This window comes from Enterococcus sp. CWB-B31 (assembly GCF_020567645.1).
Lineage (GTDB): Bacteria > Bacillota > Bacilli > Lactobacillales > Enterococcaceae > Enterococcus_L.
On the sequence record NZ_JAJDJW010000014.1, the window covers coordinates 25,424 to 50,293 of the forward strand.

The 24,870-nt window shown below is 37.6% G+C and carries 20 protein-coding genes, 1 pseudogene and 1 riboswitch; of the genes and pseudogenes, 17 read left to right on the top strand and 4 right to left on the bottom strand.

The features are described from left to right. Positions 1-289 precede the first annotated feature (289 nt). From LI954_RS12050 to LI954_RS12130, 17 genes are all read left to right on the top strand, one after another. Complete coding sequence (locus LI954_RS12050) at positions 290-2,890, top strand: sigma-54-dependent transcriptional regulator (RefSeq protein ID WP_229444599.1); 2,601 nt, start codon at positions 290-292, stop codon at positions 2,888-2,890. 168 nt (positions 2,891-3,058) lie between these two features. Continuing rightward, a complete protein-coding gene (locus LI954_RS12055) occupies positions 3,059-4,135 on the top strand; it encodes an alcohol dehydrogenase catalytic domain-containing protein (protein WP_202068436.1) in 1,077 nt (358 codons plus the stop codon). Between the two features lie 15 nt (positions 4,136-4,150). Continuing rightward, positions 4,151-4,912, top strand: a complete 762-nt coding sequence (locus LI954_RS12060; protein WP_229441975.1) for a DeoR/GlpR family DNA-binding transcription regulator — start codon at positions 4,151-4,153, stop codon at positions 4,910-4,912. Between the two features lie 426 nt (positions 4,913-5,338). Then, positions 5,339-5,764, top strand: coding sequence for a PTS sugar transporter subunit IIA (locus LI954_RS12065; protein WP_229441974.1), 426 nt, complete (start codon positions 5,339-5,341; stop codon positions 5,762-5,764). A 14-nt stretch (positions 5,765-5,778) separates the two neighbouring features. Next, positions 5,779-6,252: a PTS sugar transporter subunit IIB gene (locus LI954_RS12070; protein WP_229444600.1), complete on the top strand. Its 474-nt coding sequence runs from the start codon at positions 5,779-5,781 to the stop codon at positions 6,250-6,252. A 28-nt stretch (positions 6,253-6,280) separates the two neighbouring features. Beyond that, on the top strand, positions 6,281-7,051 hold the full coding sequence (locus LI954_RS12075) for a PTS mannose/fructose/sorbose/N-acetylgalactosamine transporter subunit IIC (protein ID WP_202068444.1): 771 nt from the start codon (positions 6,281-6,283) through the stop codon (positions 7,049-7,051). Continuing rightward, on the top strand, positions 7,051-7,911 hold the full coding sequence (locus LI954_RS12080; protein ID WP_229444601.1) for a PTS system mannose/fructose/sorbose family transporter subunit IID: 861 nt from the start codon (positions 7,051-7,053) through the stop codon (positions 7,909-7,911). The genes LI954_RS12075 and LI954_RS12080 overlap by 1 nt, the downstream gene beginning before the upstream one ends. A gap of 22 nt (positions 7,912-7,933) precedes the next feature. Beyond that, entirely contained in the window at positions 7,934-8,377 is a 444-nt protein-coding gene (gene rpiB / locus LI954_RS12085; RefSeq protein ID WP_229442065.1) for a ribose 5-phosphate isomerase B, read from the top strand. Between the two features lie 382 nt (positions 8,378-8,759). Beyond that, positions 8,760-8,834, top strand: a riboswitch (Fluoride riboswitch). A 129-nt stretch (positions 8,835-8,963) separates the two neighbouring features. Then, positions 8,964-10,139, top strand: coding sequence for a cation:proton antiporter (locus tag LI954_RS12090; protein WP_229444602.1), 1,176 nt, complete (start codon positions 8,964-8,966; stop codon positions 10,137-10,139). 927 nt (positions 10,140-11,066) lie between these two features. Continuing rightward, positions 11,067-11,747, top strand: coding sequence for a VanR-ABDEGLN family response regulator transcription factor (vanR, locus tag LI954_RS12095; protein WP_229444603.1), 681 nt, complete (start codon positions 11,067-11,069; stop codon positions 11,745-11,747). Beyond that, positions 11,740-12,846 carry a sensor histidine kinase gene (locus tag LI954_RS12100; protein ID WP_229444604.1) on the top strand — a complete coding sequence of 369 codons (1,107 nt, stop codon included), beginning with the start codon at positions 11,740-11,742 and terminating at the stop codon, positions 12,844-12,846. Before vanR ends, LI954_RS12100 begins: the two co-directional genes overlap by 8 nt. 85 nt (positions 12,847-12,931) lie before the next feature. Further along, positions 12,932-13,870: a D-alanyl-D-alanine carboxypeptidase family protein gene (locus LI954_RS12105; RefSeq protein WP_229444605.1), complete on the top strand. Its 939-nt coding sequence runs from the start codon at positions 12,932-12,934 to the stop codon at positions 13,868-13,870. Positions 13,871-14,303: 433 nt separating this feature from the next. After that, positions 14,304-15,347, top strand: coding sequence for a D-alanine--D-alanine ligase family protein (locus LI954_RS12110; RefSeq protein ID WP_202068451.1), 1,044 nt, complete (start codon positions 14,304-14,306; stop codon positions 15,345-15,347). Next, positions 15,344-15,931: a D-alanyl-D-alanine carboxypeptidase family protein gene (locus LI954_RS12115; protein WP_229444606.1), complete on the top strand. Its 588-nt coding sequence runs from the start codon at positions 15,344-15,346 to the stop codon at positions 15,929-15,931. Before LI954_RS12110 ends, LI954_RS12115 begins: the two co-directional genes overlap by 4 nt. Further along, complete coding sequence (gene alr / locus LI954_RS12120; RefSeq protein WP_229444607.1) at positions 15,924-18,053, top strand: alanine racemase; 2,130 nt, start codon at positions 15,924-15,926, stop codon at positions 18,051-18,053. Before LI954_RS12115 ends, alr begins: the two co-directional genes overlap by 8 nt. A 326-nt stretch (positions 18,054-18,379) precedes the next feature. Continuing rightward, positions 18,380-18,970: an ATP-dependent Clp protease proteolytic subunit gene (locus tag LI954_RS12125; RefSeq protein WP_202068456.1), complete on the top strand. Its 591-nt coding sequence runs from the start codon at positions 18,380-18,382 to the stop codon at positions 18,968-18,970. 222 nt (positions 18,971-19,192) lie between these two features. Beyond that, positions 19,193-19,627: a hypothetical protein gene (locus LI954_RS12130; protein ID WP_202068457.1), complete on the top strand. Its 435-nt coding sequence runs from the start codon at positions 19,193-19,195 to the stop codon at positions 19,625-19,627. 165 nt (positions 19,628-19,792) lie between these two features. On the opposite strand, the gene LI954_RS12135 is transcribed toward LI954_RS12130, so the two are convergent. From LI954_RS12135 to LI954_RS12145, 4 genes and pseudogenes are all read right to left on the bottom strand, one after another. Further along, positions 19,793-20,689: an ROK family protein gene (locus LI954_RS12135; protein WP_229442783.1), complete on the bottom strand. Its 897-nt coding sequence runs from the start codon at positions 20,687-20,689 to the stop codon at positions 19,793-19,795. Positions 20,690-21,154: 465 nt separating this feature from the next. Next, positions 21,155-21,922, bottom strand: coding sequence for a hypothetical protein (locus tag LI954_RS12140; RefSeq protein WP_229444608.1), 768 nt, complete (start codon positions 21,920-21,922; stop codon positions 21,155-21,157). A gap of 114 nt (positions 21,923-22,036) precedes the next feature. After that, positions 22,037-22,258 (bottom strand): annotated as a pseudogene (locus tag LI954_RS16375) (DNA methyltransferase); the annotation flags it as partial. A 761-nt stretch (positions 22,259-23,019) separates the two neighbouring features. Beyond that, a complete protein-coding gene (locus tag LI954_RS12145) occupies positions 23,020-24,837 on the bottom strand; it encodes a cache domain-containing protein (RefSeq protein WP_202069255.1) in 1,818 nt (605 codons plus the stop codon). Between the last annotated feature and the right edge of the window lie 33 nt (positions 24,838-24,870).

Genomic DNA, 24,870 nt, shown 5'->3' on the forward strand with positions numbered 1-24,870 from the left:
TCTCTCTTTTTCAGCTTAATTGTATGGGTCTGAAAAAGGGGAGGGTTTATTTAATAAACTCATAAAATAACACTATGATATTTTTTTTGAGGGGAAAACCTTTGAAAAACCATAATTATTGACTAATTAGAAACTATTTTATAACAAGTGAACGATTCGAAAAAAAGTTTGTTCTTTTATTGAATTACTAAATGAATTATGGTCTCATAGAGATAAGAGCGGATGTGAAAATATCTGATTTTATCACAAATTGTAAGCGTTTACCGTTCCGTTGAAAGGAGTTGTTTTGATGGAGAAAAGAATTGATCATATTTTGGGAGCGTTGGAGGAATGCTGTGTACTGATTAATGATGAACAAATTGACAGCTTGGAGGTAGGCTTTACTGCTTCGGATCTATCAGAGAAAACTGGCTACTCAAGAAATAATGTCAGCAGAGAGCTGAAACAGCTGGTTCTTGAAAATAGAGCCATTAGAATTGGCGGAAGACCGGTTCTTTTTCTAAGTCGTAAATTACCTGGATTAAAAAGCTACAGCAGTGAACAGCTAGCTGGAAATACATTTTCATCATTGCCTGAATTCATTGAATCGGTACGGAACGGCAAGGAATTGGAAAAGCTTGCTGATAATGAAAAAGAGAATGCGTTTTTAGATTTGATTGGCTCAGACAAAAGCATGCAAACACAGGTAAAACAAGCTATTGCCGGAATACTTTACCCGCCGTCTGGCTTGAATACTCTGCTGATTGGTGAGACGGGTGTAGGAAAAACAACCTTTGCTAATGCAATGTATCGTTTTGCGGTAGCAAATGAGAAATTTACAGAGGATGCGCCTTATATTTTATTCAATTGCGCAGACTATTCTGGTAATCCTCAGCTGCTGTTATCCCATCTGTTCGGTCATGTCAAAGGAGCTTTTACCGGAGCAGAGGAAGAAAAGCGGGGCCTTGTTTCTCAAGCAAACGGCGGTATTCTGTTTCTTGATGAAATTCATCGTTTGCCGCCTGAAGGGCAGGAAATGCTGTTTTCATTAATGGATCGGGGAGAATACCGCAGACTGGGCGAGTCTGCCACACATCAGAAAGCCGATGTACTGATTATTGCAGCTACAACAGAAGATCCAGATGAAGCCATTTTAAAGACTTTTTTGCGGAGAATTCCCAACGTTATCAAAATTCCATCACTGAAAGAGCGCTCAATGGAAGAAAGACTGGAACTGATTTATCTGTATTTTAAAAGTGAAGCCAAAGCGATTAATCGGCAGATTACTGTCTCAACAGATGTGATAAATTTTTTATTGTTTTATGACTGTGTTAATAATCTTGGTCAGCTGATTAATGATATTAAGTTGACAACAGCAAGTGCTTTTTCTGAGAGTCTGGTAAGCGGAACAGAGTGTTTAAACATTGAAGTGGGGAATTTGCCAAAGCATCATTTTAATTTCTTTCTGATTCTGGAAGAACAGAGAAAGCATTATTTCGACTGGAATGGAAAAGAAGCATTTGATTTTTATCCTGATGATGCACCCAGCTCAATTGAAGAATTGGTTACTAATTTTCAACAGGAATCTGCATTTTATAAAGAATTGGAGAAAAATTCCAAGAAGTATTTTGAAAAAGGAATTGCTGCTGAAGAAATACGCAGGTATGTTGATACAGAAACGATGAAATACTTTGGCAATGCAGAAAATGGAAGAATTTACCAGAGAGAAAATGAACAGGAAAAACCAATTTATAAAATTATTCCGGAAGAGGAATACCATTTTCTGTTCAGGGTGATTGAAGAAACGCTGTCTCAGCAGAAGATATATTTGAATAATCAGGCGATGATCGGTTTGATGATGCACCTGAAAAATGTTATCAGCAAAATTCAGGGCGGGAGCTATAACAGTCACTCGCGCAGTGAAGTGAAGCAAAGTAAGGCACTGTCCTATCAAATTATGGCAGAAAAAATTATTCATCAGATCAGTCAGCATTATCATATTTCTGTGCCGGCATATGAAATAAGTATGATTGCGCTTTTTCTCAACTCACTTGATCTGAAAAATGAGGGAAAACGCGTAGGGATCTTGGTTATTGCTCATGGAAATTATGCAGCGAAAGACATGGCTGCTGTTGCAAATAAACTGCTGCAGGTCAAGCATTGTCATGCTATTTGTATGCCGCTGGAAGCAAGTGTCAGTGAGGTTTTGGAGCAAAGTATTGAGATGGTTCGTCAAATTGATGAAGGTAAAGGAGTTCTGCTGCTGGTCGATATGGGGTCGCTGACAACTTTTGGTGAAATAATCACAGAGGAAACAGGGAGTTTGACCAGAACACTGAGCTGTGTAAGTACTCCTTATGTCCTTGAAGCTACCCGCTTAGCTTTAAGTAATTCGTATGATATTGATGAAATTCTCAATGTTCTGCAGGATAATGGAAAAGAATACAGCTATGTTGCGTCAAGTCGACATGGACTGCCGGAGGTTGATACTCAAAAACCAAAAATAAAAGAGAAAATTTTTCATCTGATTGAAGAAACAACGACATTCATCAATGTTGATAAAGTCAGTAAACTGTTGGAGGATGCGTATCAAAAAATTCTTGAACAAGCTAAGATTCAACATACAGATTCGTTGTATATCAAATATATATTTCATACAGTAACAATGCTGGAACGGGCTATTCAAAAGAATACACTGAGGTATTATAATTTTGATGAAAAAATTAGTGAATTTGAATCCATCTATGAAGTTATTGAGAAAGAATTTCAGGTTATTGAGGCTTCTTTTGGTATTCAGATAGGCAAGGATGAAATTGCCTATGTAGCAGAAATTTTCTATTTTTCAAATATCAATGATGATCAGGCGGGTAAAAAGAAAAATGAATTACTTCTGAAAAAATTTATTAACTGAATTTAAAAGAGCAAAAACAAATGAGCGACTGCTTGTTTTTGCTCTTTTTTTGAGGTTTTTTTCTGCACAGAGTTTAAACGAGGGTTTACAAGCTTTGGGAAAGGTGATAAACTCGTAATCGAGCTAGAAACGAGTTGTTTCGAGCGATAAAATTTGGAGGGAAGCATTATGAAAAGCACTGTAGAATCTGTTATGTATCGATTGATCCAGCCGGGTGTTATTGAAGAGGTCAGTACGGAATGGAACATTCCAAAGGGATGGGCTGCTGTAAAACCTAAACTCGCCAGTATATGTCATGCAGATCTGAGATATTTTTCTGGAAAACGTCGACCTGAAGCGCTGGCAAAAAAATTACCGATGGCTTTGCTGCATGAAGGAATTGCAGTTGTTGAAGAATCGAATGCGCCAGAATTTTCAGCAGGTGACCGAGTCGTGATTGTACCTAACATTCCCGGTGCTGTTCTTCATCCGGAAATTGAACAAAAGTCAGAAGTGCCGGTTAACTATACAAAAGGGAATTCATTTTTGGGAAGCGGCTATGATGGTATTGCGCAAAGTATGCTGGTTCATCCGGCAGAATGTCTTGTGAAAATACCTGATGAAATTCCAGACGAAGTTGCGGTTCTCGCAGAGCTGTCAACTGTTTCCTTTCATGCTATTAGCCACATACGCTCAAAACTACTCGATAAAACAAAGAAAATTGCATTGTTTGGCGACGGTCCTGTAGGCTATTTCACCGCTTCTATGATAAGATATATGTATGAAGTTGAGAAAGAACGTTTTGTTGTTTTTGGTGCAGACGAGCAGAAACTCGCAGAATTTGACTTTGCGCAGACAGAAAACGTGACAACCTATGATTTTGAAAACAGCGAGATGTGTTTTGATATATTGCTGGAATGTACAGGCGGCGCCTTCAGTGAGAATGCACTAAATCAGGCGATTGATATTGCTGATTCCTGTGCGGATGTTATTCTGATGGGAGTGACCGAAGCCCGGGTTCCAATTAACACCAGAGACATTCTGGAAAAGGGGCTTACATTGCATGGCAGCAGCCGCTCATCTACAGCAGATTTTCAGGCAGTGATTGAAGGAATGAAGAATCTGTCCTATCAGGAGGCGCTAAAAAGGATTCTTCCTGTCAAAATGGATGATGTATCCAATGGAGCTGAGTTCAAAGAGGTGATGGATCGAGTTGCTGCAAATCATGGATGGAAAAAAACAGTTATCAACTTCAAATGGGAATAGACAGGGGTCGGTAATGTGTTAACAGATGAAAGAAGATACAAGATACTTGAATTAATCAAAGAGAAGCAGTTCGTTTCAGTCAATGATCTGGCAGATGCGTTTTCTGTTCACGAAACAACCATTCGAAGAGATTTGGATGATTTGGAGGAAAAGGGACTGGTTGCCCGTATTCATGGAGGTGTGATTCCGTCAGATGTAAAAAAAGATGAATCTCCTTTTGATGAGCGGCAGACAGAGAATATTGATGAAAAGGAACGAATTGGGCGTTATGCAGCAAGCTTAATCAAGGATTACGACAGTATCATTCTAGATTCAGGTACAACGACATTACAGATTGCCAGACATTTGACAAATCAGAAAAATTTAACTGTGATCACAAATGATATTAATATAGCGACAGTTTTAAGAAATAACCGGGAAGTAAAAACCATTGTAACGGGCGGCGTTGTTCACCATAACAGCTATATGCTGAATGGGATGTTGACAGATGCTGCACTTAAAAATTTATTTGTCAATAAGGCATTTATTGCGACCCCAGCATTTGATCTGACAACAGGGCTGAATCATTTTGATGAATATTTGATTCCGGCAAAGAAAGAGATGCTTGTATCCGCTCAAAATGTTATTGTTGTAGCGGATCATACAAAGCTGGGAAGAAAAGCGCTGCATGCATTTTGGCCGATTGAAGAAATGGATCTTTTGATTACAGATACAGAGGCTGATTCTGAAAGTATTGCGCTGCTTCAGTCGAAAGGCTTAAAGATTGAACAGACTTAAACAGAATGATTTGCTGAATAAAGACTTCGAATGTAATATGAAAGGGTAAGTGGAAAGGCGTCTGAGCAAAGTGCTCAGACGTTTTTTATAGTTTTGCGAGTGTGCCGAAAATGTGTTCTTTTGGCGAAGTGTGCTGAAAAAGATATATTTAGTATGAACGAGCAGAAGTGAGTGCTTCTTTTTAGGTGTTTTTTGTGCTGGAAGTTTAAAAAGTGTGCTATTTCAGCTTTTTTCAAGGATAAAAGAGTTATTTTTTCTTGTAATACTAGTACTGAGGAAGAAAATATAGCAGACGGAAATATAGCAGTATCAGGGCTTCTTTTTTCAAAAGCAGACTAATCACGAAAAGAAGCAAGAGTAATAAGCTGGCACAGAAAAGTTGGCATGCCTGTTGCTTATAAAGAAGGTGAAAGGAAGTGATGGGGCATGACAGGAATATTGATTGTAACGCACGGAAAAATGGCAGATGGCATCATGGACAGTCTGGAACTGATTATGGGAAAGCAGCAGAATTATCATACCTTAAGCTTGTGCCACGGAGATGATATTAATTTATTTGCTGATCAAATTCAGGAACAGATAAAAAAATTAGATAAAGGAAATGGTGTTCTGGTGATGGCTGATCTTTTCTCAGCCAGTCCATACAATCAAACGGCAATGAGCTTCAAAAAATTGGAGGGACATAATTATCGCCTAATTTCGGGAGTCAATCTTCCAATGGTCATTGAAGCATTTAACCAGCGGATGCTGGGGATAGTATTGGATAATATGTATAAAAATGTGATGCAGGCAGGTAAAGAGGGTATCAAAGAGTTTTTTGAAGAACTGACGTCAGTACAGGCGAAAAAGTAGAGAGGAAGATAAGAATGGCAAAAATCGTGTTAGCAAGAATTGATGATCGGTTAATACATGGACAGGTAATGACAGCATGGCTGCAGTATACAGGAGGAAACCATATCGTTATTGTTGATGAACCGACTGCAGCAGACGAGTTTACTAAATCAATCATTTCTATGGCTGTACCTGGAGGTATTGATTTATCAATTGCAGACATTGAAGATGGAGCAGAGCTGTTAAAAAATGCTCCGGCAAATGACAAAATTATCATTTTGACAAAAGGACCGGAAGCGTATCTTCAGCTGATTGAAAAAGGTGTTGCTTTGGAGAAGATCATTATCGGCGGAATGGGTGTAAATAAAAACAGGAGCAAGTTTTATAAAAATATTTCTGCCTCAGATAATGAAAGAGAAACATTCAGAAAGATTGTTGATCATGGCGTGGAAATGAGTATTCACATCATTCCAGACGAAAAAGCTGTATCAGTAAAAGGGCTTTTATAATTAGCAAGGAGATAGGAGGAAAAGTGTTATGCAAATTAATATTGTACAGGCAATTTTGATTGGTCTTGTGTATTACTTGGGCGTTAACGGCACACCTTGGATTACATTGGTTGGAACGCACGGCTGGATGAGACCACTTGTAAATGGAACAATTGTCGGACTGATTCTGGGTGATCCGGTTCAGGGCTGTATTATTGGAGCAGCAATTAATTTACCGTATTTAGCATTTATTTCAGCCGGAGGAACCGTGGCGATGGACCCGGCATTAGCAGGTACACTGGGCACAGCACTGGCTATGGCTGCCAATGTTGAACCTTCAGTAGCTGTGACACTGGCAGTACCTCTTGGTTTATTGGGTACTTTAGTCTGGGTGGCTCACATGACTGTCGATATTACCTTTGTCCATTTGGCAGATAAAGCGGCGGAAGAAGGAAACATTGACCGGATTAACATGCTTCATATTGTTCCGCCCCAATTATTCTTACTGGTAATCACAGTGATTCCGGTTGCGTTGGCTTCTTATTTAGGTGCAGATGCAGTTGCAGGTGTGGTGGATCAGCTGGGAGGAAAACCGTTGGAAGTTCTTTCTACAATCGGAGGAATTCTTCCCGCTTTGGGGATTGCGATGAACCTTCGTTCGATGAATGGAAAAGGTACATTGATTTTCTTCCTGCTGGGCTTCATGTTTTCAATTTATTCAGGACTGCCAACACTGCCGATTTCGGTATTTGCTGCAGTGATTGCCTATGTATTTACTGAACTTTATCTTAAGAAAAATGGGAACGGGAGGACTGTCTAATGGAGGAAAATGTAGTAGAACAATATACACCAGAGAAAAAACTGACCAAACGTGAAGTCGTTTCTGCGTTTTGGCGTTGGACTTTCTTTTCTCATGCAAATTACAACTATGAAAGACTACAGGCAACAGGAGTGGTTCATGCCTTATCTCCAGTATTGAAAAAGCTTTATGGCAAGGATTCTGATGAAATGAAATCTGCGCTTGAAAGACATATGCAGTTTTTTAATACTGAGCCGTCATTTGGCGGACCGATCTTGTCTATGACAATAGCGATGGAGGAACAAAAAGCGAATGGAGCAGAAATTGGCGATGCAACGATTAATGGGCTGAAAACTGGGCTGATGGGACCACTTGCCGGTATTGGAGATACGCTTTGGCAGGGAACATTGATTCCAATTCTGCTTTCATTTACATTAGCGTTTGGTGCAGAAGGAAATATCTTATTAGGACCTGTTGCGTTTTTCGTTCTCCATTTGGGCATCATGACAAGTATTGCCTATTTTCTATGGATGAAAGGATACGAAACAGGAAAAGACGGGATTCAAAAAATGCTTTCCGGCTCATTGCTGCCATATGTGATGACCTTTGCTCAGACTTTAGGAGCAATTGTTATTGGTTCACTGGCTGCTTCTTTTGTAAAAGTTGGAACGGATACTTCTATCAAATTAAGTGGGGACAAGGTTCTGTCAATGCAGACGGATGTATTGGATACGTTGCTGTTGGGGCTGCTTCCTCTGGGGGCAACAATGCTGACCTATATTTTGCTTAAGAAAAAAATGAAGCCGACAACCGTTCTTCTGATTTTGATTGTCGGCGGAGGAATTCTGGCTGCTTTAGGAATATTGACGAACGTTTACTAATAAGAGAAGAGAAGGTAAAATGATGAAAGTATATCTGGCGTGCGACCACGGCGGTGTGGAATATAAAAATGCAGTTAAATCATATTTGAAGCAAGAAGGAGTAATTGTTGAGGATCTTGGTGTTGATCAGCATGAAAGTGTTGATTATCCGGACTATGCAGAAAAAGTCTGTTCTCGAGTTTTGGATAAAGAAGATGCTAAAGGAATTTTAATTTGCGGTACAGGTATCGGTATGAGTATTGCGGCAAATAAAATTAGGGGGATTCGGGCAGCTCTGGTCAGCGACTGTTTTTCAGCAAAAGCAACACGGGAGCATAACGATACAAATGTTCTTTGTCTGGGACAGCGTGTCATTGGTGAAGGACTTGCATTGATGATTGTTGATGTATGGCTTAATACAGAATTTGCGGGAGAAAGGCATCAGACAAGAATAGATAAAATAAATAGGCTTGAAAAAAATAAATAGTATTGGAATGCAGAAAAGATTACTCAGGAATGAATCATTCTTTTCTGTACTCTTTTAGTGCTGAAATTAGGATGAGATTGAAAACAAATAAATACAAAGTGGGACCCATAAATACAAGGATTTTCTGTAGTAAACATCCATTTAGCAGAATGGTATGCAGATGACAATCATTGAATGTTTAAACGGAGACTGCTGAATATCCTCCATATTTCTTGGTTTAGAATTATAACTTATTTTTAATGTGGTCAATATACAGAGGCTATTTTTATCCGCAAATTTTAAGACGAGAAGCCAGAAGAACGATCTGCTTTCTTTAGACTTTTCTTCTTTTGGTAAATTCAAAACTACAAAATATTGACAATCCAAAGGAGTTCGCTATAATGAAAAAATAGGGAATGAGGTTCTCCCTTGGTTTCGACCTAAACCGCTTATTTAAGCTGATGACTTCTGCTTTGCAGAAGCCACCAGTCTATCTTTTTTCTATTTGAAGTTCGAATAGTAGATACTCCGTTGATGACTGCAAAGCAGTGCTCAACGGTTTTTTTGTGGAGACTTTAAGAATGAATGGAAAATGGAGGAAGAAGAAATGTTAGCAAGTTTGGCGTATATGTTTTTGATTGGTATGATGTTAGGGGCAGTTTTTCAGCGAATGAGATTGCCGAGTTTAATTGGAATGCTACTGACAGGTATCATTTTAGGTCCTTACGTGTTAAATCTGTTAGATGAGTCAATTTTGTCGATTTCAGCAGATTTAAGAGAAGTAGCTTTAATTACAATTTTAATGCGAGCTGGGCTGTCGTTAGATATTTCAGATTTAAAAATGATTGGTCGTCCAGCAGTATTAATGAGTTTTTTTCCCGCAATTTTTGAAATGAGTGGGACAGTGTTAGTTGCCAGATTGCTTTTTAATCTGCCTTTATTAGATGCAGGTATTTTAGCAGCAGTTGTGGCCTCAGCATCGCCGGCTGTGATTGTTCCGCGAATGATAAAACTAATTGAAACAGGCTATGGTACGGATAAAAAGATTCCACAGTTGGTATTAGCTAGTGATTCAGTCGATGATATGTTTAACATTGTTGTCTTTACATCGTTACTTGGCTTAACCAATGGTGAGGTAGTTTCTGCTTTTAAATTTTCAGAGATTCCGATTTCAATTGCAACTGGCGTGTTGGTTGGGATTATCGTCGGCTGGTGCTTAGTGTTGGGGTTTAAAAACTTTCATTTACGTGATTCAATAAAAGTTATTATTTTATTAAGTGTGGCATTTTTATTAGTCACTGTTGAAGAGGTGTTAGTGATTCCATTTTCTGGCTTATTAACAGTTATGGTGATTGGTATTGTGCTATTAGCGAAATTACCTAATGTGGCAAACCGAATTTCGATAAAATTTTCCAAAGTTTGGGTGGCAGCTGAAGTCTTATTATTTGTTCTCGTTGGGGCAAGTGTAAATATTACTTATGTCTCAGCAGAAAGTGCTAAAACACTTCTTCTGTTGGTATTGGTCTTATTATTCCGAGCTGTAGGGATTTTATTAAGTTTAATCGACACTGGACTTAATTGGAAAGAGCGTTTGTTCTGTATTTTTGCAGGTATTCCAAAGGCGACTGTTCAGGCAGCAATTGGTGGTATTCCTTTAGCCATGGGCTTGCCAAATGGGGGCATTATTTTAGCGATAGCAGTAATCTCAATCTTATTCTGTGCACCAGTCGGAGCGTTGATTCTTGATTCTACGTATAAAAAATTATTGAATCATACAGAGTAAACTAGATAAATCATTATCGTTTATACGCAAACCAGTGTTATATCCGCACGTCAATTCACTATATTGCTGTTAAACAAGAGCAGTCTGGTAAAAGAAAGCTCTCTTATCAAGAAAGGATAGGATTTATCTTTGAGTTAGTGAAAAAAGAAAGGATCGGATGGTCAATAATTTCTGCAGTGTCAAAGGTAAATCGGGAAGTAGCAGGTGTATGATAAGGATAGGTATAGCTGATTTTGTCAGTTCCACTTATATAAAAAGTTGTAGTGGAATGATAGGTGTGGCGACAATAAATTGAATTTGCAAAAATTCACTCATTACTAAGAGCTAGCTAATACTAAGACCACCTCTGCGAGGAATTGTCATTCATTTAATCGTCACACTAAATAGACTGACAATTCAAGGCAACGTAATAAGAGACTATAAACTTAGCTACCCGAATTCTTGACCATGACAATTCTCACAGCTGCGTTTTATAGAAGAATATTCTCTGAACATAATGCGAGTGTTTTGACAAAATTAAAATTTTGGATAGAGGTATTTGAGTTTATCTCTGGTTGTCTCAGTTATAAATTGTCAATCAGTTTCTTTTTTATGTGATTTCTAGAAACTTACCAAGCACTGAGAAGTTGATTCAACTGACTTTAAATTTTTATATTTTCCTAAAAGGGTATTGAACTGATCTTAAATGTAATTTTTAACATCTGTGATTGCAGTTCTTATTTTTAAATGAAGCTTAAATCAAATAATTGTTTTTTTGGACATAGGCATAATTTCTATTTTAAGAAAAAAATCAATGATTTTTTTTTAAAGGAATCTGAATTTTTACCATCTTTCAAATCAATATAATTCTGAAGAAATCTTAAGTATTTCCATCTTTAGTTGCCGACAGTATTTTGCTACACTGAAGATGGGAAAGGTGTGGAAAGAATGACAACGATTTTATTGGTTGAAGATGAGAAGGAAATTGCTGACTTGGTCAGCTACTATTTAAAAAATGAAAATTACACAGTCATCAGCTGTGCCACAGGTACACAAGCCTTGGAAGAGCTGGATAAACAGAACATTCATTTGGCGATTTTAGATGTCATGCTTCCTGATCTGGATGGGTTTGAAATCTGTCGGAAAATAAGAGAAACACAGACTTATCCGATTATTATGCTGACAGCAAAGGGAGAAGAAATAGATAAAATTACGGGGCTGACAATCGGTGCGGATGATTATATGACGAAGCCATTCAAGCCGCTGGAGCTGATTGCCCGTGTGAAAGCACAGTTGCGGAGGGTGACGACCTATAATGGCGGCACAGACTCTGTAATGAGTATTCGTGGGTTGTTTATTGATTTGGATAGACGGAAAGTCCTTTTAGATGATGAAGAAATCTATTTGACGCCGCTGGAATTTTCCATTTTAAAGCTGCTTTGTGAAAATAAAGGGCAGGCAGTCAGCTCGGAGGGAATATTTCAAACAATTTGGGGTGAAAAGTATTATACTAGCTCAAACAATACGATTATGGTGCATATTCGCCATCTCAGAGAAAAGATGAAGGATTCTGTAGAGAAACCGAAATATATAAAAACAGTCTGGGGAGTGGGGTATAAAATTGAGTAAAATAGAAAATCGTAAATTACTGTTTAGAATCAGTCTGATCAGTCTGGCTATTCTGATGCTGTTTTTTCTCTTTATTCAAAGCAGCTTCAGCCAGATCTTTAGAACTCTTTTTTATGAATATCTTGTCTACAATCGCAGTTATCAGCAGGACGGCATGATCTATAATGAGACGATGGTAAACCTGAGTGCGCTTAAGCTGCTTTTAACAGCGGCATTTATTTTCCTGGTCATTCTTGTTGCCGTACTCAGCTATTTAATTTCCAGACGGGCAGTGACTATGGAAGTAAAAAAACTGTCAGAAAAGATTCCTAAGTTTTTAAAAACAGAGAATGTATCTACAACCGGTGATCTGTCATTGGACAATGAATTGTTGAAAATTAAGGCAGAGAACATGAAAAATGAAGAACTGCTGAAACGTGAAACACAGCGAACGAAGGATATGATTACCTATTTGGCTCATGATTTAAAGACACCGCTGGCTTCAGTCATTGGGTATTTGAATTTACTGATTGATTCTCCTGAATTAACAACTGCTCAACGAGCAAAGTATCAGCAGATTACTTTGGATAAAGCCGGCCGCCTGGAAGAGCTGATAAACGAATTTTTTGATATTACAAGGTTCAGTCTGCAGGAAATCCATTTGTATAAAACGAGGATGGATTTGGTACTGCTCAGTCAGCAGATGATCGAAGAGTTTTATCCCTTGCTGAGCGACAAGAATCAGGAAATCAGCTTTGAAGGACCTGAAAGCTTATCAATAGAAGCTGATAGTGAACAGCTGGCACGTGTATTTAATAATTTGTTGAAGAATGCATTGACCTATGGAAATCCGGATTCAGTGATTCAAATGGAATTGCGTGAAGCGGAATTTACAATTAAGCTGCTAATCAAAAATGAAGGACCGACAATTCCAAAACGACAGCTGGAAATGATTTTTGATAAATTTTACCGGCTGGATCATGCCCGCTCTGCAAAAACAGGCGGCGCCGGGCTGGGGCTGGCAATTGCGAAAGAAATTGTAGCAGCGCATGGCGGGAAAATATCAGCTGGCAGTGAGAACAGCATTACAACATTTGAAGTCATTTTACCCAAGTCTTAAGAAAGCTTAAGATGAACCTAAGTATAAATTAAAATCTGCTCTCTCTTTTATTGGTTTAATGGAACCATAAAGGAGAGAGTTTTTTATGTACAAAAAAAGAAGTAGAAAGCTGGGTTTCTGGATTTTTCTTTTAAGCGTTATCGGGTTATTAGTGAAAGCCGACGTTCTTACTATAAATCATTTACCATTTCTTCAGTCTCATATAAAAGAAGTCTATTCACAAAACAAAGAAGGAATCGAAGGAATTACTGCGAAGCAGATTCTTTTAAAAGAACGCGGAGGAGCAGTTTTATATGATAGAAGCAGTCAGCAGAAAACCTCGATTGCTTCATTGACTAAAATTATGACAGCTATATGTCTGATAGAGGCTTTTCCAGATACACACCAGCAAGTAATTATTCCATCAGATATTTTCCCGTATATTTGGGAGGAGGAATTGGCAACAGCCGGATTCCAGCAGAATGAAGTTGTTTCTCTGGAGGCTGTTCTCTATGGAATTATGCTGCCTTCCGGGGCTGAAGCCGCCCTTGCCGGAGCAATCTATGCTGCAGGAACAGAGCAGGCTTTTGTTGAATGGATGAATCAAAAGGCGAAAGAGTTGGGAATGAACCAGACACAGTTTTCAAATGTAACCGGTGTGGACAGCACAAGTCATTTTTCAACGGCTTCGGACTTGGTGAAGCTGGTTGAGTATGCACTTGAAAATCCAACATTTTATCGATTGTTTACCACCTTGACGTATCGTACGCTATCAACGGCTTTACAACCGGAAGGACTTCAATTGAATAGTACCTTATTGATGACTGGAGAAGCATTAGGTTGGGAGCAGGGGGAGATTATTGGCGGAAAGACAGGCTATACACTTGATGCTGGACAATGTCTGGCCAGTCTTGCAGTTGTGAACGGAAAAGAATACATTATGATTTTACTTGGTGCAGAAGGAAGTCCAGGTAGCGATCAGTTAAATATTCGTGAAAGCCGATTTATCTATCAGAAGTTTACTAGGGCGTGTCTGAAAAGTTAGTGGCATTCGAATTTTTCAGTGATTTTTGTTGAAATCAAGGAAGAAAACACAGCTTATGTGGATCATAAGCGAGTATTTATGACGATGAGTTCGATAAAAATCATCAAACTATTCACCGCTTGAATTTTCAGACATATCCTAATTAAAGAGGACAACTCAAAAGAATCTATGAAAAACTGACCTGATTAAATAATCAGAGCACGTGACAAAGAGCTGCCATCGTTGAGCACTTCAGCAATAAAAGTGCAGCAAAGAAATATGCTGGAACAACTATTGAAGCTCAATACTGCTCATTGTAACGTGTTCGCTTCGCCGCCTAAGATAACATAAAAAGGAGGAGAACAATAACAGGTTATAACCCTTTTCATATCAAGGATTTGGAGGGAGAGATGAATATATTTTGAGTTGCTTTAAAGAACAGGGAGGAAGAACAATGAAAACAATTGCAGTATTATTTGGAGGGAAATCATCAGAATACGAGGTATCGCTGCAATCTGCAACAGCAGTTTTAGATGCATTGGATCAGGAAAGATATGAAGTCATTAAAATCGGCATAACAAAAAGCGGAGAGTGGTATCAGTATATCGGCGATAATGAATCAATTTCGGCGGATTGCTGGCTGGAAGAAAACTGCCGACAGCTGACTCCGGCAATTGGCGAAAGCTGGAAAGGATTTACTTTACTGGAAAATCAGGAACCGCTGCCTGTGGATGTTCTTTTTCCTGTGATGCATGGTGAATTTGTGGAGGATGGACGAATTCAGGGAGTCTTTGAATGGATGGAGGTTCCTTATGTTGGCTGCGGAGTTGCTTCCTCTGCTGTATGTATGAATAAAAAGCTGACACATCGCTTTGCCAACAGTATTGGAATAAAAACAGCGCCATCAATACAATGTTCGCTTGCAGAACTGGATATGAATGCTATAAAGAAATTCATTCGTAAAGAAGGCTTTCCCCTGTTTATCAAGCCATTGAGAGGCGGTTCATCGAAAGGGATCAGTAAGCTGAATGAACTGGAAGAGCTTTCCAAAGCGATTGCTTCAGTAAAAGAAATTGATACTCATTTTATTTTGGAAAAGGGAGTGAATGGCTTTGAGGTTGGCTGTGGAATCCTTGGGAATGAACAGCTGGTTATTGGTGAAGTTGATGAGATTGAACTGGCAAGCGGCTTCTTCGATTATACAGAAAAGTATCAGTTGATTTCGTCGACGATTCACATGCCTGCTCGTATCAACGAAACGTTAAAAGGTGAAATTAAATTTCAGGCAGAAAGATTATATCGACTATTGGGGTGTCGAGGCTTGGCACGTATTGATTTTTTTCTTACACACAACGGTGAAATTTTGTTAAATGAAATCAATACATTACCGGGATTTACGGAACATTCACGTTATCCAAGTATGCTGATGAATATGGGGCTGTCCTATAGAGAAATTGTTGAACGCCTGATTCAACTGGCTGAGGAGGGAGGAAAATGAGAAATAAACTAACTATCGATTTTCCGATTTTGGTAAATAGTGAGAACCAACTGCAGCCGGATTTCCTTCCTGCTGACCTGGTGCAGGCTCCTTTTTCTCAAGGAAATAAATGGATGGAGACAACTGCAGCCGCGCAGCTGGAAAAGCTCATCCGCTTTATTGGCGGCGAAAAAGATATCATAGTAACTAGTGCATACCGAAGCTTTGCGGAACAGGAAAAACTGTATAACTATTCCCTGCGTGTTCGTGGAAAGGCGTATACTGAGCTGTATGTAGCCAGACCTGGATGCAGTGAGCATCAGACAGGATTAGCAGTAGATTTAGGCTTGTCTGATAGTCAAAATGATGAGATATGTCCGACGTTTAACGGCAAAGAAATCAGTACTCGATTTTTAGAAAGAATGTCCGAGTTTGGCTTCATCCTTCGGTATCCAGAAGGCAAAAGCCGGATAACAGGTATTGCTTATGAGCCTTGGCATTTTAGATACGTCGGCTGTTCTTATAGCCGGTTTATCGCGCAACATGACTGGACTTTGGAGGAGTATTATAACTTTTTTAAGCAGTGGAGAGAAAAAGATGACTAAGAAAAATACAAAGACAATAAATATGTCCAGCCGATCTTCCGGAATTGACCAGTTTCGATTGATTGCAGCAGTTATGGTTGTTGTTATCCATACATTTCCATTCGGCTCTTTTGCGCCTTATTTAGATGATGTTATTACACTGACGTTGTTCCGAATTGCTGTGCCTTTTTTCTTTATGATCACCGGCTATTATGTATTGGGTCCCTATGCTGAAACACCCGATTATGCTAAAGCCTGGAAAATTAAAAAGACATTGCGTCAGCTCCTGAAGCTTTATTTATTCGCCTGTCTGCTCTATCTGCCGCTGTCGTTTTATAATGGGACCTTACGTCTGTCAATCTCTGTTTCTGATATGGCAAAGCTGCTGCTGTTTGACAGTCCATTTTATCATTTATGGTATTTTCCGGCAGTTATCGTCGGCATGCTGATTTGTCGCCTACTGTTAAAGCACCTTCCTTACTCAAAAGTACTGATCCTTGTATTCAGCCTTTATCTAATTGGACTTGGCGGGGACAGTTACTATTTTCTGATACAGAATACGGCGCTTTTAAAAAAATTCTACGATTTTCTCTTTCAGCTTTTTGATTATACCCGAAATGGTCTGTTTTTTTCTCCGTTGTTTCTGGTATTGGGGGCAGGTATTTATCTGAAGAAAGGGGAAAAGCGTACATTCTCCAGTTTGAAAATGATTATTGGGCTGTTGCTATTGTTCATTGAGGGACTGCTGCTGCATAGGGGAACCGAGCTGAAGCATGACAGTATGTACTTGTTTCTGCCTCTGACGATGTATTTTCTTTTTCAGTATTTGCTGTGGTGGAAGCCGAGACATTCATTTGTCCATGCTTTGGACTATTCATTATGGCTGTATATTCTGCATCCAATTAGTATTATTATTCTTTATTTTGCGGGGAAAATTATCCCAATGTTTCAGAACAGTCTGATTCAGTTTCTATTAATTCTGCTTCTGACGATGGGACTTTGTACGTTTACGTTTTCCATATTGACTCGTTTAAGACAACAAAAACCGGGAAAAATTCATCGTGCCGGCAAAGTGATAAACCTGACCGCGCTGGGCAGAAATTTGCGATCTGTCGAACAACGACTCGCCAAAGGTACAAAAATAATGGCTGTTTTGAAGGCAGATGCGTATGGTCATGGAGCTGTATCCTGCGGTCTCTATTTGGAAAAACAGGAGGTAAATTTCTTTGCTGTTGCAACTTTGGGAGAAGGCATTGAGCTGCGGAAAAACGGAATTCAAGGTGATATCTTAATTTTGGGCTACACAGACCCTGTGCTGCTTCGACAAGTTGCCTATTATGATTTGATTCAGTCTGTTTTTGATCTGGAGTATGCACACCAGTTAAATCAAACAGAGATAAAGGTTCGTTGTCATTTGGAAGTAAACACAGGAATGAATCGTCTGGGCTTCACCCCAAACCTTGAAGAGCTGTTGTCTGTGTATAGAATGGAAAATCTGCAATGGGAAGGTATTTTTTCCCATCTTGGTTCTTCAGATACACTGGATGAAAAAGCAGAAAAACGAACAGCTGCACAAATTCAGCGATATGATCAGCTGCTTGAAGAGTTAAAGCAATGCGGGATTGATTATGGTGTGACACATCTTCAGAGCAGTTATGGTGTAATGAACTATCCAGAGCTATCCTACGATTATGTACGGGTGGGAATCCTTTTATATGGTGTGCTCAGCCAGCAGGATCAGGAGATGAGAAACAAAATTAAATTAGAACCTGTATTGTCTGTCCATGCTGTGCTGATATCTGCCAAATGGGTTTCAGCTGGAGAATATCTGGGCTATGGAACAGAGACAGCTGCTGTAAAAGAAATGAGGGTTGGTGTAGTCTCTATTGGTTATGCAGATGGTATTTCCAGAGAACTTTCCAACTCAGGTTTTTCATTGAGCTATCTTGATTATGAAATCCCGCAAGTTGGTCGGATCTGCATGGATATGCTCCTGGCAGATATTACAGATGTACCGGAGATTAAATTAGGAACACAAATAACTGTACTTGAAAATAGTGAAGCTGCAGCAGGACAGGCACAAACTATTACAAATGAAGTACTGAGCAGAATGGGCTGTCGGCTGGAAAGCATGAATAGATAAAGGGTATTAAAAAGAAAGTTCAAATTTTTTCTGGAATTTCCCTAATATCTAAAATATTTTTTTGTATTCGATGGAAAAAACAAATTATTCGATTCACTATTTTTTCTTTTTATATAGAATTAAGAGGTTAGGGATAAATAAATATTAAATTATTTGAAGAAAAATTTCTTTAAAAGTCTTCTTTTGGTCAGGTAAAGGTCAGTTTCATGCGATTCCTTTAAAATAGGTACTTCATAGTTTGAACAATCCTGACTTTTTGGTAGAATAGAAGAGTGAGAGAAGTGGGCGAAGCTTCGTTCACTACTGAAAAGCAGGAGGTAGGATTCATGTATCGTTTAGAAGAAGAAGAAAAAGATACGACACCAAAAAATGATCAAAGTATGATCATGAAAAAATTATGGGAAGAACGCACCATTTTAATTTACGGAGAGGTCACTCAGGATTTAGCACGTGAAGTTTCTTCACAGCTGCTTCTATTGGCAGCAATGGGCGATGAGCCGATTAAGATTTTTGTAAATAGTCCAGGCGGGCACGTTGAATCAGGAGATACCATTCATGATATGATTCAATTTGTCAAACCAGATGTATATGTGATTGGAACAGGATGGGTTGCGAGTGCCGGGGTCACAATTTTTCTGGCAGCTGATGCCAAGAACAGATTCTGTCTGCCGAATACACGTTTCATGATTCATCAGCCAGCCGGCGGTGTTCAGGGACAGGGAACTGAAATACAGATTGAAGCCAAAGAAATCGTTCGTATGAGAGAACGAGTTAATCGGATGATCGCAGAAGCAACAGGTCAAACGTATGAACAGGTAGCGAAAGATACAGACCGCAACTTCTGGATGTCCGCAGAAGAAGCCAAGGAATATGGCATGATTTCAAAAATAATCAAAACAAGTGATGAAGTGCTTTAAGAAATAGTAGTAATTGAAATAGAATCAGTCTCTCAATTGAGGGGCTGATTTTTCTTAGCTTGGACAATAGGAAAAAATCTGCAAAACGCCTCAGCTAATAATCTTGCGGCTCACCTTCTCACTTGAAAAGCCTTGTTTATACCGAAAGCTCTAATCCGGGCTTGTCAGTACGGAAGGAAAACGGTAAAATAAGTTGATAATAAAAGAAAGTAGGAAAATAAGTTGAAACCAAATATTGGCTATTATATTCAGGTAATTAATGATATTGTACAAGAAACAGAAAAAGTGGGAGAAGAAATGAACGGGCACTACGAAGAGCTTCGTCAGGCCATTGATGACAAGAAAGAAGCAGATATTTCTAAAGAAAAGCTTGCTGAAGTTCAGGGGATTTTTAACGAAGGTACGGAAAAGTACGAAGTATTCTTAAAGCAAATATTGGGACTTCGTCCACCGGTAAAAGTAATCGGCATTCATAAAAAACTGGAGCGCTGCTACACAGAGTATGTAGCAGGCTGTAAAGAGATGGTTCTTTCATTAGATCCTGAAAAGGGATTGGACACAGCATTGTTTAATGCTTCAGAAGAGAAGCAGGATAAAGCAACAGATGATATTTCTTTTTGTATTACCAAAATGAGTAATCTATTGTTAAAAAAATAAAGATAATTTTAGTAAAATTGAATCAGGTTGAAGTGTTATTACTGGACATTTATTTTAAAATATTGTATTATTTAACCATACCAACAACAACCTTTTTATTTTTCATTTTACTCTTATTGAGTAATACTCCTTTTCCATCGGCTCACCAAAGCCGATGGTTTTTTTCTATATTTTATCATTTTGATTTATTTGGCTGTAAACAAGATAGAATGCTCCGATCAGTCCTGCATCATTTTGATGATGACAACGCTCTACTGGTGTTTCAAATAAATTCCATTCAGGATACTCTTTCAGAGGTTTTTCGATAAGAGGAATTAGCTGAGGGTTTTGACTGACACCTCCACCAATCAAGACTTTCTCAGGATTCATTGTAACAATGATGTTGTAGACAAGCATGGAAATATACTCTCCCCAAAGCTTCAGTACATCCTTTTTCTGGGGAGTGTTTCCTTTAAAAATTTCTTCTCCGGTAACTGGTGTGGCCGAAGTAATTCCTAAACGCTTGCGATACAAATTTAATAATCCCTGAGTAGAAGCATATTTTGCAATGATTTCTTTTTTTCCATTTCGATCAGGAATCAACATCATACCAAATTCTCCGGCACTGAAACCAGCACCTTTAATCAATTTTCGATTATTGATAACACCCCCGCCAATACCAGTTCCCAAGGTCATCACAACAAAATCATTATGCATCTGTCCTTTACCCGAATGCATTTCGGCCAAAGCTGCACAGTTTCCATCATTTTCAATGAAGATAGGGTACTTGTAACCGGTTTTCTCCGTTAAAAGCTGAATAAACGGTCTCCCCTTTAAAGGTTTAATCGCACCGGAAACAATAGGAATCCCATTTTCACTGTCAATTACTCCAGGAAAACTGAAGCCGATTCCTTTAATCATATATCTACGTTCATACATCGTAATGATCTTTTCAATAAACGAAAAAAACTGCTCCTCTGTATCGATTTCAGAAGGCTGTTTGTCCTGATCAATAATGGTGCCGTTCATATCAAACAAGCCATATTTTATAAAGATGCCGCCGACATCAAAACTAATAATCATGTATTGTTCCCTTTCTGTCATTTAATTTTAAAAGAGATAGTGCAAGTGAAATTGAGTTTTGCCGGATATGATAGCAAATAGAAACTATCCTGAAAGAATCCCCTAAAAATACATTTTTAGTTTATCTTTACGGAATGTAACCATGTTTAATGCTTATCGCACGAATCCTAAAAAATAGTTCAATGTCCAATAAGCAAACATAAATTTTCTGTTAAGATATACCAGCCGCTCAATTTCATAAGTATAACATAACTGAATGGATGTGTGGAATTGTTGCTGAAAAGGGAACTAGGACAAAAGAATGAAGAAAAATCGGGTGGATGTTACTGGTAGAACCCGAGAGAGTATTCTTTTGACATGCTAAATAGTAAATACATAAAAAGAGAAGTTTATGTTGAGTTAAACTTCTCTTTTTAAATAGGTAGGAATCAAAATTATTTTTTATCGTAGTATTAGTTGAATATTTTATTCTAAGTAGTTCATGTACATAATATCTGATAAGTAGTTCTTCACTTTATTTCTTTGAGATGCATTTTTTAAAAGAGTAGTATTTATAAATGGTGTTAAGCCGTATAGTGTTACTCCTATTATAAATAATAATACCAAAATTAAAAGTACTATTAATATAATCAATTGGACAAACTGTATTATCAGTTCAGGACTTTCCACTAACTGTTTAGCTATATCCAATGATTTAATTGTCTCTGTAGAGAGTGAACCAAAAATGAAAGCAATTGGGGCTATTATAAATATACTTCCAAAACCTTTAGCGATATCTACAAAGAATTTAGTATTGTATTTACTTGTTTCATTTTTTGCATCTATTTCATTAATTAATTGTTCTATTTTTTGTTTGTTATCAATTCCAATATTTTTTAATTCATCATTTAATGCGGTCAACATACTATGGTCGTAGGTAGTATTATCGCTTATAGCTATAACTAAAAATTTACTTTCATCGTCAGAAATTTTTTCAGCAATATAATTTTTTTCTTTATTTTTTGTTATTTTTTCAACTTCTCTACTTTTCAAATCCATTTGTTGTTTTATGGCACATAAAAGACCAAGCGACGAACCTAACATTATTGAGCCAATGGCTTTGTAGTAAAAAAAAGCAAGGATACTTAGAAAAAATGGAATTAGTATCAAGTAATAAACTATTTTTAACCAATTTCCTTTTTTGTACTCCAAGTTATCAATTATTGAGGAAACTTTATAATATGTTTTTGTCATTTAAAATACTCCTTTTTATTATTTAGAAAGTCAATAATATTCATTTTATAAGATTTGAACCTGGTTTGGAATATTAAAATGTCATTTGATTAAATAATACTCCAAGATTCCAACTTATTTATCTAATATCTTCTTTAATTTTTTGAACGTAGCTAAGTCTTTCTCATAACCGATGAAGTTTCTTCTCAATTTGGACACAACGTTGGCAGAAACTCCACTACCTAAAAAGAGGTCAATCACTAAATCATGAGGCTGTGAATGCCTAGTAATCAAGTCTTCAATTAAATATTTTGGTCTCTGACAAACATGAACACGCTGATTATTTGTTACTCTGGCGTATTTATAAACTCCGTCATGTTATTTCTCAAAAGGCTCTATTAATACATGGGATTGATGAAAGCAAAAATACTTTTGTCAGTTCCAGGTTCATTTTTAGATAAAAAAACATATCGTTCTCTGATAAAATTAAGTCACTACACAAAATCCAACAGGAAGGAACGATATGCTATACTTCATGATATCAAAAAAATACTGCGAATCATAGATAAAAATTTGACGATTTTAGCTGTGGCAGTATAAAAGATAAAAGGAATGCAGACACGCGTCATTACAAAAAAGTTGATTATTGAAAGTGTTTCACTCTCAATGATCCATATCCGTATTTCTCTCATCAATCCGATTTGACAATGAGCCGGGTTATACCCGTGGCGCAAACCACCTGTTGGATGGGTGGTTATAATTTAATAAAAAAGGTAAAATATAGGTATGAGAAAGAAATAGGGGGGATGTGTATAAAATAGGACGAATAAAGAAGAATATAGGAGTCCAATTGGTAAATAATAACTAAATAAAAAGTAAAAAAACAGCTGAGCAGATATTTAGTACATAGATGTCCCAGTAAAAGTCTTACTGTTTTTTTAGTGTGTTTTTAATTAATCAGCCGTATTTTTGTTTATAATAAAAGTGTATAGAAAAAATAGAATACTTGCTCAAGAATGCAGGCGATTTCTGTTTTTTAGAAGAAAATAAAGAAATTTTTTTACAATATATTAAAAAACATCTATTTCAAAGAGCAGGCATTGAAATAGATGAATCAATCAGTTGGATAAAAGGAAATCCTCTGCTAATGGAATGCCAATAATAAATGTGGTTCCGGTATCAGTATTTTTAACTTCTAACAGCCAGTCATTTTTCTTGATAATAGAAGAAACAATAAAGAGTCCCAGACCTGTGCCGTCAGTACCTGTTTTAGTGGTGAAAAATGGTGTAAACATTTTTTCTTCAATTTCTTTAGGAATGCCAGGTCCATTGTCTATTACATTGATTTGAGCAAACTGCTTTTCACGATAAGCCAGCGAGTGGTTTTGGAAATTTTCCAACTGTGTTCCTGATGCCATTGAAAGCTGAACTTCAATTAATGCATTTGCCATCTGCGCTTGGTAAGCGTTAGTAATAAGGTTATATAAAATAACTTGAAGATCGTTTTTTTCAAAAAATGAATTTCCTGCCGGCTTAGCATTATAAAGGAGTGTAACGGATTTTGGTACAAGAATTTTCATGGTTTCAATCGCTTCTAAAACAACCTTATCAATAGAATAGACTCCTTTAGCTGCCGTACTTGATTTGGTAAAGCGCAGAACATTTGCCGATAGCTTTTGACCTTTTTCAGCTGCTTGGTAGACTTCACTTAGCTCTGTAATAAGTGTATTATTTGATTGGTATTCTTCGATTAATAGTTGAAGATTTCCAATCATTGGAGTAAGGAAATTGTTCATATCATGGACAATGGTAGTCGTTAAAAGCCCCACAGTTTCTAATTTTGATTTTTGCAGCATATTTTTTTCTAACTCATGCCTTTCCTTTAGAAATTCTTGGCGTTCGACAAGCTGAAGGTTTTCTAAGTAGATCTTATTTTGCCGGTTGTAATTACTGAAGCTTACACCTAAAAGAATGACAATGGCTAATAGAATCGCCAGTAATCCCAAAATGATCAAATTTTCCTGAAGCACCATGCCATTGCGTTCGTAAAAATCAGACGAGCTGGCGACAATCCATCTGGCTTCTCCAATAGTAATCCATTCATAGGCAGATATTTTCAGTACTTTTTTCGGATCAGCTTTTGTCCACCAGTAGGAGCTATAACTCAGTGTTCCTTTTTCATTGGCAAGCTGCACTTTTTCTAAGTCCTCTAAATCTGAGTAATCAAGATCAGGGAATTTTTTTCGCCGGTCTTCAACAATATCCAAACCAATTTGCTCTGTTGAAGGGTGCATGATCACTTTCATTTCTTCATTTTTGATCATTGTATACCCGTTTTGATTTTCAGTTGTATCAATTTCCTGCTGGTACAGCTCTTCTAAATTGATGGGTAAGACTAGAATTGATTGAAGCACCTGATTTTTATCATAGACAGGTCGATAGAGATTGACATAGGATGTATTTTTAATAAAATAAGCTTCGCCATTTTGCTTGATACTTCCTTGGATTGCTTCTTGGTAAAGTGGATCTTTATCTACATAAATTGTTGTAATTTTTTCATTTGTAAACTGGTCTGAATGTATATCTCTGCTGGAAAGAAGTGTTCCTTCAGGAGAGATCAAAAATAAGCCAGCCGCAGCAGAAGTTTTATAAAGAAGATTCTTTTGGACTTGAGGATCATCAATCAGCTCATGGTAGTTGGTTTCATTAAAAATATTTGAGGCATAATCTTCCAAGGCTAAGGTATATGCTTTGATTTCCAGCCTTAATATTTTAATCGCAGAGTCATTGATTTTAGCCAGCTGGTTTTCTCCCATTTCCAGGGCATGTTTTTGTGTTTGCCGATAACTATTTGCAGTAATCAGTATGCCAAGGATAGTTAAACAAATGACAAAGGTAATCCCTAGACTTAGTAGTTTATTTGATGGTTTATTCATAAGGCAGAGCTCCCTTTAAAAATAGATAAAACA